Here is a 13,719-nt window from a genome sequence, read left to right as displayed (position 1 = left end):
GCGGGCTGGAGAAAGGGTCATTCTGAGAATGAAGATTCCGACGTTACTAACTGAGTGTTGTATCTAATCGTGGGGGCAGGTCACGATCTGTGCCAGCGCGTTTATCCAACTCCATGTCGCTTTATTCTGCTTTACGTCGATCAGGTAGCGAACTAAACCGCCCCAGCATGCAATGCCGAGCAGGACTAACCAGGACAGGCCTACAATTTTGTGGTCGTCATTCATACGCTTTGCCATATCACCTCCGAAGGAACGGGGTGCTGTTTGTGTAGAGTGGAAGGATGCACGGAAACAATGACCGGGCACCGCTAATAAAAAAGCCAGCGACAGGCTGGCAATGTGAGGGTAAGGTAATGTCGGTTTTATTCTCGTCGTAACTGACTTAGCACAAATTCTACTGCGCGGAAAAAGCAAAAACCTTATATTGTCTGTTTGTTTATAGTTGAGCGCATAAGGAGAGCATGATGCGAGCCGTTAAAATTAAAATTGATGACCAGTTTTTTTTACTTCCAGATGGATTTGATTACGTTTTCCCCGATTATATCAATGAGCATAAACCCACGATTGAGCAGTACATCGCAGCAGGGAAAGAAACCATAGATGCCATGAAGAATTACGGGAAAACTGATACAACAGAACTTCAGAAACGTACGCGCCTACTGAAAAACGAACTGGCAGAATTCAAGGCACGAACCGGCATCATTGGCTTTCCGTTCGATTCAAGAGACGTAGATCTTTACGCAGCATCAAACGCGATTGATATTGTTGCATTGTTCGATTTGAGTTAATCCACTGTTCTGGAAGCGCCCATTAGGTTAACTACTGAACGCACAACCACTGTGCTTCTGACCATGAAACGAAAAAGCCCCGCACGATGGCGAGGCTTGTAATTTTCTGTCGACCTACGAAGCTATGGCGACGATATCAGATTTACATGAAATGTATGCTATTTAATTGATTTTTGCAATACCCTGCTGCGAAAAAGTCGACTTTTGTTGTGATCGCGTTCTCACAGTGCAGAGAAGAGAATCGCCATCAAGCCGCTTAAAGATGGTACACATGGCCCGCCAGTAGTCGGCGTAGTTATGGCACCAGTTATCAGGCTTAACGCCGCACAGAGCCGCCAGGTCCTGATGCTGATACACATCCTTGCCCGCCAGTTCTGCTTTGACGTCCTGCGCCGCCAGCCAGATAAGTTTCTTCAGCCGCTCCATCGTCTTGCCGGCCACCTTCTTCGCGCCGAGCTGCTCCCGGAACTCTGCCCACGCCCACTGGGTGATCGCTACCTGGTACTCGAAGCGGATATTCTCGCTGTAGTTCCACAGCAGCCAAGCTTTTTGATGCTCTTCCAGCGATAGCACGGCGCGGCGCCAGGATGCGGTCACGAACTCAACCGGGCCCACCAGCGCGATTGATGATCCCTTGGCGCGGGACTGGCTGCCGCTCATCGGCGGACCATCCGGGTTGACCATGCGCTGCTTATCCTTGTCGAATACCTTTTTCCGGCCCCGGCTGCGCGCCGTCGCGGTGAATTGCGCGTTCTCGGCGAAAGCTACCAGTTGCCCTTTCGTCGACCCGCTCAGATCTGCGGTCGCCACAATGAGCTGCTGACGTACGTACTCGAGGTGTTGATTGTTCATTGTGCGGCTCCTGCAGGGTGATAGATGCGAACGAAGTTACGGAGAATGCGGTAATCCACCAGCACGGAGCCCGGGCGGCGGTAAATCCGGAGCCGCTGCCAGCGCGCTCGGAGTATCTCGATCGTTTCTGGCTTCATGCTGCCTCCTGCTGTTTCAGTGCGCGAAGGTCAGCCCGGGCCTTGGCGCGGATTCCGTCCAGTTCTTCACGGGTGTATCGGTGGGTTTCGTTGTTGGATTCCAGCGCCAGCACGCGCTCTTCGCCGATCAGCTCGACCAGCGCGGAGCGGTACGCCTCAATGTTCCCGGATTTGTGAACGTTGCAGGCGGAGCACTGGAGCCAGATATTGTCCGGGTTAAAGCGAAGCTGTGGCGCGGCGGCCGTGGTACGGTAATGACCGGCATGCCAGGCGAAAGCTGCCTTGGTTCCGCAGGAGATGCAGCCGTGCCCGGCAGCCAGCAGCATTTCGCGCCGCCAGTCGTTGAAGGCGCGCTGAGTCATCTGCACCCAGTGACGGATCGGCTTAAGCTCGTTACGACGCGCAGCGCGCTGTTGGCGACCTGCTTTCTCGGCTTCTTTCTGCTCCTTGATGCGCTTAGCAGCGGCTTTCACCTTCTCCTTCTCGCGTTCTTCCATCGCGAGGATTGCGCCGTGCTCCGGGCAGCACCAGCGGATCCGAATGTCATGGAATTTCGGCACGAAGTATTCACCGCATACTTTGCACTTACGGCGGGATGGTTTACGCATGCTTCCTCCGTGCCGCGAGACGCAGCCATTTCTGATCCACCAGGCGGGCGGTGTAGCCTTTCATAGTCGGGATGTCGGACGGCTTAACCGCGGGCTTGTGCTGGCGGCGCGCCGGGACTCGGAAGATTTCGTTTGTGATGACGCGGGAAAGTGGAGTAGACATCACGCCTCCTGCTTATCGCGCAGCTGCTGGTACTCGCAGTTGGATGTGGCAGAGCAATAACTCCACTGCATCCCCCTGTGCTCACCCTGCTTTCCGTTGATCGACGCGTGGACTAACGCCGGGTTGCATCCGTACTTCTTGGTCGATTGCATTGATGGAAACCAGTATCCGAACCCATCTCTCTCTGCAATTACAGGCATTTTATTCTTGTTGGATAGCCCGGTTTTATTGGCGTGCTTCATGTTCATGGCATGCGTGCACCACTCAAGATTCTCTGGCAGATTGTTGTGCTTATTTCCATCGATGTGGTTAACGTGCGGGTAGTTATTAGGATTTGGCACAAACGCGAGCGCCACGAACCGATGTAGCATTTCGTGTTTGTTAGAAAGCGATACCCTGATGTATTGGGATGATGTGCATCCCTTAAGAATCCGCCCAGCGATGGTCCTAGTGGTCCACGTCTTCTTATCGCGCCCGCACGTAGTAACTTTGCGAGACAAGCTACGGACGCGAGCAAGAGAGCTAACCTCAAACCGGCCTTCATACCCCGGCACCGGCTTCCAAATTTCATTCTCAAACATGATCGTGTCCTTTTTCGTGATATTCGGAGTTGGCGGGTATCCGCAATTTGATACCGCGTTCAGCACACCAGACTTCAATGCGGCGCAAGTAGAAGTTCATCTCTTCGGTGTCGAGTAGCTTGGTGGACTTCACCATCTTGGTTTCACCAAGAACGGTTACAGGCTTGGCGGGACAGAACATATCCTTCATAAATTCATGAAGGTCTTCCTCTGTTAGCTTGCTTTCAGCGTGCCGGTTGACGGCAGATGCAACGTCACCATTCCACATCCAGAGAAGGGCATTTTGGGAGAGGCTGCGCTTGTCCTTCCAGGGCTTGATGATGAGGCGATAGCAGTCGCCAGATTCCAGCATTGGCTGTATCTGCTGCCCGATGGCGGAAAAATTGGATTTGTGCAGACGGATGCCGTCTTTGTTCATGCTCATACGGCCTCCTTAACGGAAACCGCAGAGCGCAGAAAATCGCAGGTGCATTTCTGCATCTGTGACAAGGTGAGGAGTTCAGATTGTGGTCGCATTTAAGTCCCCTTAAATGCGCAGAAGTCACCGGAGTTGTTCAGGCTCCGATGACATGATTATAACATCACTTTTGAAAAATGATTATCAAGAATCACTGCTTATGCTGCCAACTGCTCCCGGTGGATAAACAGCAACTTTCTCTGAACGCCTCGGTAAAGATCGGGGTGTATGCTGTCGCATAGCCCTTTGTATTCCAGAGCTATCTCAAGCTTTTTAAAGAACCATGCTTCATGCGCTTCCATCGGATCATCGTAAAGACCGAGGAATAAATATTTCCCTTTGCTGTCATTGGCCCTGGACATGTATTTACCATGCTGCTTATCCCAGCTTACCCCTATTGGCAAATCCCCTCGTTTACAGTCTCGCCCAACGGTGAAGTTATTCAACTCTTTAGGAATGTAGACGCATGTTGATGGCCCATAAACCTGATTTCCTGGGATAAGAAGGTCCTTATCGAGATGCCATCCGGTCCTATATCGTGGCTTCCACCAGGCGTAGAAAGCAGAAAACTTATGCCAAGCAGGGTCGAGTGATACCTGAAGATATTGCTTACGTGCGCTACGATATGATTCGCCATAACAGCGCTGAAGCATGTTAATCCATGCTGCGTAAGCTCCATGACGAATGATTTTCCCGTCCATAATGCAACCGATACAGAACTCTGCATCGTTTTCGGCTACGTTGTAGATCAACTTCTGCCGCTTCTGTTTTCTCGGCATGGATTCGAGAATGGCGTCAGTTTCAGGTGAGTGCCAAGGCATCACTTCACCTCCTGCTGCGGTGCTGCCGCTATCATCGCTGCCCAGCACAGTTTTGCCCGGTGTGCTGCCTGCTGGCATCCACTCATAGCATCGTATGCTTCCCATTCCTTCTCATCGCTAAAGCTCTCATCTGGCTCAGACTCGAAACCATTGACGATCATGTCTTCTGTAGGCTCGACCGGCACCATCACCCAACCATCCGGAATCACCGGAGAGTTGCCGCTCACAGCCTCCTGAAAACGTTCAAGCTCCACGTACTCCTGACATGACCAACCGCCATCAATGAAATCGCGAGCTTCAACAGCGTCGAAAGTGAATGATGTTTCGCAGCCAGTTGGTGAGGTTAAGCCGTACAGGTCTGCTACCGGCTTAAATTGCGTGACTGGTATGGTACCTTCATTGGTGAGGGTACCATCTGCACCCTGAAGCATGGCGGCGCGGCAGGCGTTCCAGCCGACAGCTTTTCCGTGTTCAAACGCGCTGTCAAAGTCATCATCCATTTCCATCGCAGCGGGCACAGATACCGGCGCTGGCGGGGCGATGTATAGCGGTGTCACTTCGCGCAGCGGGTCGACGTAAGCATTGCCACTATCGAAGCTGACGTTGTTTTTTGCGCCGCCGCCTGACAGTAGCCACGCCACAGGCTCCGCTTCGAGCGATGCCAGCGCGATACGCGCCAGCTCATTAAGGATTGCCACATCAGCGTGACCAAGGGTGTAGCCAGCTTTCAAATCTGAAACAGACTGTGCCTGTTCTTTGGTAATAGTGCTCATGGGTTTTCCCTCAGCCATCTCTTCATCGGTTTCCCATAAAACGCGCGCCTGTCCCTCACAGACCTGAATGACACCGCCACGACCGCAAGAATTGCATTTAACGGCATCGTCATCCCACAAGGCACTTTCGTTTCCGCGAGCGGTCTTTACTGAGTGTGATTTGTTGCCACAACGGCATTTGTTGAGCCAGCCAATGGTGAAAGTTTTCATGATGCCTCTCCTTTACCGGCTGCGGCGACCGGCATATCGCACATGTTTGTCGGATGCGGGTTTTCGCGAATAATTCGAGCCATTCGTGCCGCCGGGGTTTCTGTTTCTTCGTTGAATTCACGAATTACAGCCGCCAGCTTTTCGGCGTCAACAGGTGAAATATCACCATCGATAAACATAACTGGCTTACCCTGCGTCGCCTCCAGCTCAGCAATCCGTTTGCGTGCCGCTGTGAGTTCTGCCATGTGCTCGCGGAGGCTGTCAGTTGCTGCTTCCAGCTTGTCCCAATCAGGATTGAAGTTTGCCAGCTGCGCTAGCTGGTCTTTCAAAAAGCTGATGCTCTTGTCTTTGGCCTCCAACTCATCTAGCAGTGCCAGCACGGTGACGGGGTCACATAGCCTGAAGAACAGCTCATCCTCCAGGCTGTTATCACCAACAAACCCATAATCATCATGGTTGTCGGTTGAAAGAACCAAGGTTCCATCAGTACCTCTACAGGTGTATTTGATGCTTCCGTCTACGCGATCGCCAATACGACCCGGAGTAGCCTTCTCCGCTGCTTCCCGTAATGCGCGTTTGTCGATGTTGCTCATTGGGCGCCCCTTGTTGCTTTCTTCTCGTCAACGCTCCAGGCTGTAGCCAGTGCTCCAGTCACCTGCATAAACGAGTGCTTTACTTTCACCGAGAAAGTTTCTCCTGTGGCCGATACCGTTTCGATGGTGGTCAGCTCGCCGCCGCTTTCGAAATCAGGGTAGAACTGCGTTACAAGGTTACTTTCGACAATCACCGATCCGTCCGGCGTGTGCATTTTCAGTTTCATACCCCTACCCTCCCCCAAACCATCAATACTCGCTTCATCGCCTGACTGTTCCGGCACTCCTGGCAGATAACGTTCGTCTCGGTACGCTGCACCAGCTTCGAATTTCCCTTCGGCATGGCCGGGATTGTTTCTGGTGCGTATTTCATGCCGTAATCAGTCAGCCGATAAAGCCGCTGGCCGTGCTTGCCTTCGAACTCGATCAGGCCGTCTGCAAACAACGTGCTTAACGGGCCGGAAATCTTTTTGGTGGTCATGCCGATCATGGTGGCAATGCGAGCACTATTCAGGCCCGGGTTATTACGCAGGGCTGCAAGAATCTGCCCACGGATTGTTATGGTCATCAGAACCCCCCTTTCTTTTTCGGCTGCTGCTCACGCCCGCGGCGTTCTGCGGCGGCGGCCTGCTGGTCTGTGTCGTAAATTGCCCCGTTGATCTGATTGCAATAAACCGTTCCGGTACTGCCGTGGCGATTGAGTCGCAGGATTAACTCGGTTTCTCCCGGCGGCACGCTGTCATCGAAAGCACCTTCCCGGTGGATGCCAACCCAGTAGTCGCAGTCCTGCTCAATCTGCCCTGTGTCGCGGGAATCGCTCGGCAACGGGCGTTTATTCACTCGCTTCTCCAGTTCGCGGTTGAGCTGGGTCAGCAGCACGACGACGCAGCCAAGCTCTTTGGCGAGGTTCTTAAGCCCTTTGGTGATCATCCCGTACGCCAGATCATTACGGTCGGCTTTTTCGGCGGTCATCAGCGTCAAGTAGTCAACCAGAATCATGCCTACGCAGCCCTTCTCGCGTTTGATTCGGCGGCTTTCGCTAACAATGTGCGCCAGTGACAGGCCCGGGGTGTCGTCGATGTACAGCATGTCAATTTCACTCAGCCGCCCGGCTGTTGCTATCGCCTTCTTAAAGTCGCCGTCGTAGTCGCCCTGGTACTGGTCATCGGCGTCATCCGTGGCTGGCATGTAAAAAATGCTCGGGTTAATGCCGGACTTCTGACCAACCAGCTTTTCAAGGATCTGGTCGCCAGGCATTTCGAGGCTGAACATCAGCGCTGGCTTTTTCTCACGAACCGCGCAGTTGATCGCCATCTGCCCGTATAGGGTTGTCTTGCCCATCTTTGGCCTTGCGCCAATCACGAAAAGAGAGCCTTTAACCAGACCTTTTGGTGCCAGCAGTCGGTCGAGTGACGGGATACCGGTACTCATGCCGCGCTGTTCGCCTGAAGGGTCAAAGCGTTTCTCCAGATCTGCTACCCAGTCATCCATAACCTCGCCAAACGATCTCAACCCACGGCGACTGCCGGTTTTTGAATGGTCTGCGAGCTGGGTGAAAATACCCTGAATGGCCTCGTACTTCTGCGTAGCGCTCATGCCGTTACGGGAATACAGCAGCTCGGTAGCTTCGGTCAGGCGGTTGATACCGTAGCGCTCCATTGCGGCTTCCCGGACTGATGCTGCGTATGCCACGATGTTTGCAGCGCTTGGAGTGTTCTTGGCGATCTCAGCCAAGTAAGCAAAGCCACCCACCTGCTCAGCGAGCCCTTTGCCTTCGAGCGCGTCGAACAATGTCAGACCATCGACTGGCTTGTTGTCGCGGAACATCTGGCGCATCTCGGCAAAGATCAGCTGGTGAGGTCGGCTGTAGAACGACTCAGGCTTGAGCATCGCCAGAACCTTCTGGACTCGCTCGCTGTTGTCATCATCCAGCAGCAGGCCACCGATAACGCTCTGCTCTGCTTCGAGGTTTTGTGGTACAGCCATGAAATCAGCGGTCATCACGATCCCCCTCGCGCACTTCGATGTAGAGCTTTTCGGTCAGGAACTTATCGAATTTCATGCGGCGCCAGGTCTTCCCGGATTTCTGGTCTGGTCGGTCTTCAAGCATCCAGCGGCAGTTCTGAGCGATGTAGCGCAGATAGCTTCTGAAACCGTCCATATCCATCGGCTTGCCGTCCAGGTTGCGGGCAATCTTGTTAGCCTTACCCCAGAAGGTGCGGATTAGATTGCGTCGCTCATCAGTGAGGCATCTCCATCCCCGGGCTTCAGGCAGTTCGTCTTTCAGGCATTGCCATACTTCATCGCATGACAAACGGGACTTTTTCTCTTCAGCGGGTTTCTGGTCATTTGCGACATACTTACTACCGTTAGGTAGTAAGTTATTTAATATATTGTTATCTGTGGACACTGGCTGGACATCGGCTGGACACTCCACCTCCACAGGCATTGGTACGACTGCGTTTGGGCTGGACACCGGCTGGACATCGGCTGGACAAAAATTTGACTGATATTCGTCATATTTGACCACTTTTAGAACAGTAAAACGGTTGTTTGATTTGGTGGTGATCATGCCCAGATTCTGGAATTTACGGAGCAGTGATTTAACGCGATCAGCGGTCAAACCCGTTTCCATTGCCAGCGTGTTTCGCCCGGTAATGAACTCTCCGCGTTCGCAGATCACATCGCCGACATCAGTCGATACCAGTGTCTGTTCGTGATTAGCGCGCAGGAGCAGGTGAACCCATAAATGAGCCGCCTCAGCGTCCTTGTAGAACGGCACATCCATAATTTTACGGTGCAGCAAGGCAAACCCCTTACCGTCATTCGTGCGCGGTTTCTGGAGCCTTCTGGCCTCTCTGGCTTCGGCTAAATTAGATACGTTACCCACGGCCACTCTCCTTACGTTTCAGTTCTTCCAGGATGGCGCGCATCTTCTCTGCCACAATCGGATTAACCGAGCGGATGAAGCGGTCGCGGGTTATGTTTTTATGTACAGCGGTATGGTAATAGCGTGGATTTTTTGCCATTATTCCTCCTGCAATGAGTGCACACGATTTGCATCTGAAGGCCAGTTCTGTTGACGCAGACTGGCTTTCGCCGTTTTTGATACTTCCCATCACATAACCCCTAACATCGAAGTGACCATTGCCATCAGCGGCGCGGTCAGGTCCGGGTCGACACGGAACATCTCTACAATCCCCTCACTGAGTTCCTTGAGCTTCTGGTGACGCGGGGCGTTCATCGCAACGGCAACTTTCGCCTCGCTTGTTTCCTTCTCAAGTCGCGCTAAGCGGGACATAAAGCTGTCTTCTGGAAGAAGGCGGTGCCGGTACTCCAATGGCAGGACCGCCATGATTGCCGGTGTCAGCTGGCGCACGTTCTCGCGGTACTGCTCAGAGTCGAAACGGTTATCCAGAAAGCGAAAAAGTTTCTGGCGCGCCCTGCTGATGTCTTCCGGGAAGCTGATGGCGGTCCCGCCCTGCTCCCGGTATTCGTTGATGATCAGCGCCGAAACGACGTCTTGATTGTCCAGCGCCGACGACCATGCACGGACCGCATCGCGGATCTTTTCGTGGTCTGGCGCCGCTTTAGCTTGAGCGCGGTTTATCATCGCTCCCGGGTGTATTCCGGTATTGTGTTGATACGCAAGTGAATGCATTGCTTTCCCTTTCGTGGTTAAGGCCGCCGTTAAGCGGCTGTGTTATTCGCCCCAAGCAGCTGGGCGAGATCTGGACGGATATCTGCTGGTTTGAGCTTGCCGTTAGTTGCATTGACAATCTTCATTACGTAGCGGGCATCGATGCCGCCACCATGCAACCAGCGCCATACCGTCGGCTGCGCCACGCCGCAAAGGTCGGCTAATTTCTTCTGGCTACCAGCGATATCAATGGCGCGCTGGATGGTTTTGTTCGTCATATTCCAATTCCTATGAGTATTGGTGTGAATTGATAATAGCAATGCGTATTGATTTAGGCAATAGCTAAACGTGTTTTGACCATCAATACGCAAGCGTATAAATTTAAACTCATGAAAAAAGAAACTCTTGCAGAACGCCTGAATCAGGCGATGGAACTATCTGGCATGTCTCAGGGCGCTCTGGCTAAGGCGTCTGGCGTTGCTCAGCCCACCATCTGGCGGCTGACCAGTGGCAATGCCCGCGGCTCAACTAAAATCGTTGAGATTGCCAACGCGCTTGGCGTTCGCTCTGAGTGGCTTTCAACCGGAGTTGGCCCAATGCGTGACGATGGTCAAATGCCCGCGATTTCTCAGCCAAAAACCGAGCCGGGACCTACTGACACTTTCCGCATTGAAGCGCTAGACTTTTACGTAAGCGCTGGGCCAGGAGCCATCAACAGCGAGTTTGTAGAGGTGCTACGATCCGTGGAATATTCAGTCGAAGATGCCCGCCGGATGTTCAACGGCAGGAAGGCGGAGCAGATCAGAATCATCAATGTTCGCGGTGACAGCATGTCCGGGACCATTGAGCCAGGCGACTTACTCTTCGTCGACATCAGCGTTCAGCACTTTGATGGCGATGGGATTTACGCCTTCATCTACGACGACACCTCGCACGTTAAACGCCTCCAAAAGATGAAAGATAAGCTTCTGGTCATTTCAGATAACCAGACTTACCGTCCATGGGATCCGATTGAAAAAGAAGAAATGAACAGGATACTGGTGTTCGGTAAAGTGATTGGCAGCATGCCTCAAACATACAGAAAACACGGTTAAAATTTTTGCCTAACGGCTTTTCACAGCAAGGATTATCATGAAAAAGTTGGTTATTGCAGCGACAGCAGCTGCGCTTCTCTCTGGGTGCATGTCCATTCCTAAACCAGTAAACCTCCCGCCATTCCCGCAGACTGAGTATGACAAGTTGAAACTTGATGGCTCAGAAAAGCTGACTGGCCAGGCCTTCCTTAAGACGATGGGCGGAGACGTAAAAGTAGCTGCAGGTAGCCAGGTGATCCTAATGCCAAAAACCTCTTACACCGATTTCCAGTTCACCACCTGCATGGGCCTGACCCGCTGCGACAAAGAAGATATGCGCGCTGCGAAGTATGAGAAGGTCACCATTGCTGATGCCCAGGGTAAGTTTGAGTTCGATAACATAGCCCCTGGCGAATACTACGTTCAGACCACCGTCACCTGGATGCGCCCATCTACCTACGGGCTGGTGACTGAAGGCGGTGCGCTGATGTCATCAGCCTCAGTAAAAGCAGGCCAAAACAATACAGTAATGGTTACCCGGTAACCTTCACATTCCTGAAGAACCCAGCCATAGTGCTGGGTTTTTTATTGACCGCAGCCAGCACATTCGTCAGGGAAATACCCTCCGCAGAAAAAACGATCTGAATCTCAATCCATCGAAAAAAATATCAAAATAAATTCCTTTAGCTATCAGCGCATTAATAGCAATTGCTATTATTTAATATCAATACGTATTGCTATAAACAATACTCATCGCTATTATCAATCCATCGAAACGAAACATCGACAGCTGAGCGAAGTTAGCCAGCGGCGTACAGGAAGTCGCCTGCTTCTTTAACAAATCAGAAATTGCATCCGAGGTTGAGCGAAGAGATTTGCATAACTCAGTTCCCCGGCGATTCCCAGCCCTCATGGGGGTAGGTTCATCAAATGGCACGACGGGCAAGCGGCGGACAATGTCGGATGCAGGGTAAAAAATTAAACCATCAACTTAGAGGATTGATTCCAATGAAGCACTAAAGCGGACAGACCGCACATTGATGCCTGCTCAGGCAGCGTGACGACGGCGTTAATACGGTCGGGTTCCCACGGCGGCGTAGTGAGGGAAAGGAGGCGTAAAGCATCACTGAGTTACCGGTTAGCGCCCGGTTAACGCGTAAGCAGCTTCAAATGTGACCGGGTGACCGGCGCTGGCCACTGCGAGAGTGTGGCGAAGTGCTTTGGGATTGGATGAATGCGCAGGCTGATGCGCGGGGTGGAGCGGCCCGGGTGGCTACTGAATCAAGACAGGCTGTAAGACAAGCTGTGTAAATAACTGGTAAGCCGTAGTAGCCAATAAAGCAGGTGAAAATCATAACGTCTATCCCGCTTCGGCGGTGGCAGCTAACACCTGTGATAGTCAATGCCGGAGATCAGCGCCGGCCATCCAATCGCCAAAGCATTTCGAAAGTTCCTGGCTAGCCGCTGCCACCCTTTTCGACGCGGCGCATCGTATCGGAGGATTTATGTAACAGGTAACAGTGAAGACTGAAAACCAACATTCAGCCCCGGATTATGCCGGGGCACACCGTGGAATGTTTTGGGGTGTGGTGAAGCTCAGCGGCGAGCTAGGGAATAGGCTTGCGGCAAAAATTCGCGATGAAAACCGCAAGGCGCGCGTAACCCAATCGGCAGCGCACCGATGGAAGCTGGTTCGACTCCAGCCACCACACCACCAAAGCATTTCTCCCGCATCAGCGGGTAACGACAGAGGGTAAGGCTATGCCAGAATTCGAAATTAATCACCAGACGGGTATTTCTCTACGAGAACTAATCGACTTCCGTCAGTGGACTGAATCTCAGCTATTTGAGCTATGGAGGCTGCAGCCGGGTGACGGGGTGAATGTCCAAGGGCAGTTAGTAAGACGCATCAAATAGACCCGCTCCGGCGGGTTTTTTATCGGCCATACCTCAGCAACTTCACAGAGGTTGCTTAGTTATGACAACCGGCGGCCATCCACCGCCACTTTTTTTTGTATTGCCGCACAAGCGCAGAAGTCTTGTATTAACCGTTCCGTTCGCCGCGATAAGGCCAAGAGGATTTATGGGTAAGAAAAACGATGGTGGCTTCGCCTTTCCTATGGAAGCGACAGATGCCACAGCATGGAAAGATTGCAATCAGGGAATGACGCTACGCGACTACTTCGCGGCAAAGGCCTTGCAATCTGTTTCTTTAGCGTTGGACCAGAATGAGCAGGCGCTGATTGCTGCAGCCGCATATGCACAGGCCGACGCAATGCTCCGCGCCCGGGAGGCATCATGACAGTCACCCACAACAGCAAGCAGTACACCGCCAAAAAGCTTAACGATAACGAGTGGCAGCTGACATCGGTATCGGCACCGCGTGAAAAGCTGGTACTTAACCGCTGGCAGATGCATATCGCTGGCCTCCTGGAACAGGTTGAGGTGAAGGTATGATTGGAATGCACTACGGCACCGCATCAGTGCCACGTAGCGAGGTTTTGCCGGGCACAATGCTGCAACACCACGGCAAAACTTATCGCGCCTCTGCGAACGTTGAGAAAGGCCTGTACGCCTTCAACATCTTCGAAAAAACCATCATCAAAAGTGATTCCGTCGTTGTGCTGCTGAATGAGCGCGGCGAGCCAATGGTTCACTGATACCAACCACCCTATTCAACCGATCTGCCTGGCTATCTGCGGGCGGCATCTGCACATCCAAATTTCAGGAGTTCAGCCATGAACGCATACCTCACTTACGACCGCATCGAAGATCGGCGCTGGGTTGAGCAGCAACTCACCGACGAGAAAGAGAAGTGGGTCGACGACCGGGCGCAGCAAATCATCGACATGATGCCAAAGGAGCCGTCCGGCCTCTTCCACTTCTCCGTACCGATTGACTCCAGCCCATACGAAGGACTTCGCAGCGATGATGCTGGCAAGGCCTTCAACGATTTCATTTCGGCAGTTGCTTACGCCCAGGCGGAATACGACTGGGAACACCGTACCGGCTGCCCGTTTTAA

The 13,719-nt window shown here is 52.7% G+C and carries 23 protein-coding genes and 1 pseudogene; 7 read left to right on the top strand and 17 right to left on the bottom strand.

Annotated features, from left to right (window positions below; all coding sequences use genetic code 11):
- Positions 1-81 precede the first annotated feature (81 nt).
- A pseudogene (locus AX755_RS21550) lies at positions 82-225 on the bottom strand (phage holin family protein); the annotation flags it as partial.
- 236 nt (positions 226-461) lie between these two features.
- On the opposite strand from AX755_RS21550, the gene AX755_RS21545 reads away from it, so the two are divergent.
- Positions 462-788 carry a hypothetical protein gene (locus tag AX755_RS21545; RefSeq protein ID WP_073971493.1) on the top strand — a complete coding sequence of 109 codons (327 nt, stop codon included), beginning with the start codon at positions 462-464 and terminating at the stop codon, positions 786-788.
- Between the two features lie 162 nt (positions 789-950).
- Here AX755_RS21545 and AX755_RS21540 read toward each other — a convergent pair whose 3' ends face one another.
- The 16 genes from AX755_RS21540 to AX755_RS21475 form a co-directional block, all read right to left on the bottom strand.
- Positions 951-1,640: a bacteriophage antitermination protein Q gene (locus AX755_RS21540; protein ID WP_062857431.1), complete on the bottom strand. Its 690-nt coding sequence runs from the start codon at positions 1,638-1,640 to the stop codon at positions 951-953.
- Positions 1,637-1,777 (bottom strand): YlcG family protein, encoded by a 141-nt coding sequence (locus AX755_RS25485; RefSeq protein ID WP_017693180.1) that lies wholly within the window; start codon positions 1,775-1,777, stop codon positions 1,637-1,639. The genes AX755_RS21540 and AX755_RS25485 overlap by 4 nt, the downstream gene beginning before the upstream one ends.
- Complete coding sequence (locus tag AX755_RS21535; protein WP_062857430.1) at positions 1,774-2,385, bottom strand: recombination protein NinG; 612 nt, start codon at positions 2,383-2,385, stop codon at positions 1,774-1,776. Before AX755_RS21535 ends, AX755_RS25485 begins: the two co-directional genes overlap by 4 nt.
- Positions 2,378-2,548 (bottom strand): NinE family protein, encoded by a 171-nt coding sequence (locus AX755_RS21530; RefSeq protein ID WP_062857429.1) that lies wholly within the window; start codon positions 2,546-2,548, stop codon positions 2,378-2,380. The genes AX755_RS21535 and AX755_RS21530 overlap by 8 nt, the downstream gene beginning before the upstream one ends.
- Positions 2,548-3,129: an NUMOD4 domain-containing protein gene (locus AX755_RS21525; RefSeq protein ID WP_062857428.1), complete on the bottom strand. Its 582-nt coding sequence runs from the start codon at positions 3,127-3,129 to the stop codon at positions 2,548-2,550. Before AX755_RS21525 ends, AX755_RS21530 begins: the two co-directional genes overlap by 1 nt.
- The gene (locus AX755_RS21520) at positions 3,122-3,553 is read right to left on the bottom strand and encodes a recombination protein NinB (protein ID WP_062857427.1); all 432 of its coding nucleotides are present in this window, start codon (positions 3,551-3,553) and stop codon (positions 3,122-3,124) included. The genes AX755_RS21525 and AX755_RS21520 overlap by 8 nt, the downstream gene beginning before the upstream one ends.
- Positions 3,554-3,744: 191 nt before the next feature.
- Entirely contained in the window at positions 3,745-4,455 is a 711-nt protein-coding gene (locus AX755_RS21515; protein ID WP_146095414.1) for a hypothetical protein, read from the bottom strand.
- Positions 4,407-5,180 (bottom strand): hypothetical protein, encoded by a 774-nt coding sequence (locus AX755_RS25915; protein WP_062857440.1) that lies wholly within the window; start codon positions 5,178-5,180, stop codon positions 4,407-4,409. Before AX755_RS25915 ends, AX755_RS21515 begins: the two co-directional genes overlap by 49 nt.
- 206 nt (positions 5,181-5,386) lie before the next feature.
- Positions 5,387-5,983 carry an ead/Ea22-like family protein gene (locus tag AX755_RS21505; protein WP_058659542.1) on the bottom strand — a complete coding sequence of 199 codons (597 nt, stop codon included), beginning with the start codon at positions 5,981-5,983 and terminating at the stop codon, positions 5,387-5,389.
- Positions 5,980-6,210, bottom strand: a complete 231-nt coding sequence (locus tag AX755_RS21500) for a hypothetical protein (protein ID WP_045343402.1) — start codon at positions 6,208-6,210, stop codon at positions 5,980-5,982. Before AX755_RS21500 ends, AX755_RS21505 begins: the two co-directional genes overlap by 4 nt.
- Positions 6,207-6,551, bottom strand: a complete 345-nt coding sequence (locus AX755_RS21495) for an ArsR/SmtB family transcription factor (protein WP_062857425.1) — start codon at positions 6,549-6,551, stop codon at positions 6,207-6,209. The genes AX755_RS21500 and AX755_RS21495 overlap by 4 nt, the downstream gene beginning before the upstream one ends.
- The gene (locus AX755_RS21490; RefSeq protein ID WP_061093221.1) at positions 6,551-7,984 is read right to left on the bottom strand and encodes a DnaB-like helicase C-terminal domain-containing protein; all 1,434 of its coding nucleotides are present in this window, start codon (positions 7,982-7,984) and stop codon (positions 6,551-6,553) included. Before AX755_RS21490 ends, AX755_RS21495 begins: the two co-directional genes overlap by 1 nt.
- A complete protein-coding gene (locus tag AX755_RS21485) occupies positions 7,974-8,873 on the bottom strand; it encodes a hypothetical protein (protein ID WP_023294192.1) in 900 nt (299 codons plus the stop codon). The genes AX755_RS21490 and AX755_RS21485 overlap by 11 nt, the downstream gene beginning before the upstream one ends.
- Positions 8,866-9,012, bottom strand: coding sequence for a hypothetical protein (locus tag AX755_RS25625; RefSeq protein ID WP_015571544.1), 147 nt, complete (start codon positions 9,010-9,012; stop codon positions 8,866-8,868). The genes AX755_RS21485 and AX755_RS25625 overlap by 8 nt, the downstream gene beginning before the upstream one ends.
- 89 nt (positions 9,013-9,101) lie before the next feature.
- Complete coding sequence (locus AX755_RS21480) at positions 9,102-9,644, bottom strand: toxin YdaT domain-containing protein (RefSeq protein WP_058671422.1); 543 nt, start codon at positions 9,642-9,644, stop codon at positions 9,102-9,104.
- A gap of 29 nt (positions 9,645-9,673) precedes the next feature.
- Entirely contained in the window at positions 9,674-9,901 is a 228-nt protein-coding gene (locus AX755_RS21475; protein ID WP_040117293.1) for a helix-turn-helix domain-containing protein, read from the bottom strand.
- Positions 9,902-10,012: 111 nt separating this feature from the next.
- Here AX755_RS21475 and AX755_RS21470 point away from each other — a divergent pair, with 111 nt between their 5' ends.
- The 6 genes from AX755_RS21470 (at position 10,013) to gamL (ending at position 13,719) form a co-directional block, all read left to right on the top strand.
- The gene (locus AX755_RS21470) at positions 10,013-10,717 is read left to right on the top strand and encodes an XRE family transcriptional regulator (protein WP_045355023.1); all 705 of its coding nucleotides are present in this window, start codon (positions 10,013-10,015) and stop codon (positions 10,715-10,717) included.
- 37 nt (positions 10,718-10,754) lie between these two features.
- Positions 10,755-11,240, top strand: a complete 486-nt coding sequence (locus tag AX755_RS21465) for a lipoprotein (protein WP_062857424.1) — start codon at positions 10,755-10,757, stop codon at positions 11,238-11,240.
- 1,434 nt (positions 11,241-12,674) lie between these two features.
- Positions 12,675-12,998 carry a hypothetical protein gene (locus AX755_RS25910; RefSeq protein ID WP_231883372.1) on the top strand — a complete coding sequence of 108 codons (324 nt, stop codon included), beginning with the start codon at positions 12,675-12,677 and terminating at the stop codon, positions 12,996-12,998.
- Positions 12,995-13,153 carry a hypothetical protein gene (locus AX755_RS25620; protein ID WP_062857423.1) on the top strand — a complete coding sequence of 53 codons (159 nt, stop codon included), beginning with the start codon at positions 12,995-12,997 and terminating at the stop codon, positions 13,151-13,153. The genes AX755_RS25910 and AX755_RS25620 overlap by 4 nt, the downstream gene beginning before the upstream one ends.
- Complete coding sequence (locus tag AX755_RS21450; protein ID WP_001752704.1) at positions 13,150-13,356, top strand: cell division protein FtsZ; 207 nt, start codon at positions 13,150-13,152, stop codon at positions 13,354-13,356. The genes AX755_RS25620 and AX755_RS21450 overlap by 4 nt, the downstream gene beginning before the upstream one ends.
- A 78-nt stretch (positions 13,357-13,434) precedes the next feature.
- Positions 13,435-13,719: a host nuclease inhibitor GamL gene (gene gamL, locus AX755_RS21445; RefSeq protein ID WP_062857422.1), complete on the top strand. Its 285-nt coding sequence runs from the start codon at positions 13,435-13,437 to the stop codon at positions 13,717-13,719.

The organism is Enterobacter sp. SENG-6, assembly GCF_001605945.1.
In the GTDB taxonomy this organism is placed as follows: Bacteria; Pseudomonadota; Gammaproteobacteria; order Enterobacterales; family Enterobacteriaceae; genus Enterobacter; species Enterobacter cloacae.
The sequence above is the reverse complement of the archived record's forward strand: the minus strand, read 5'-3'. Positions and strand labels throughout refer to the sequence as shown.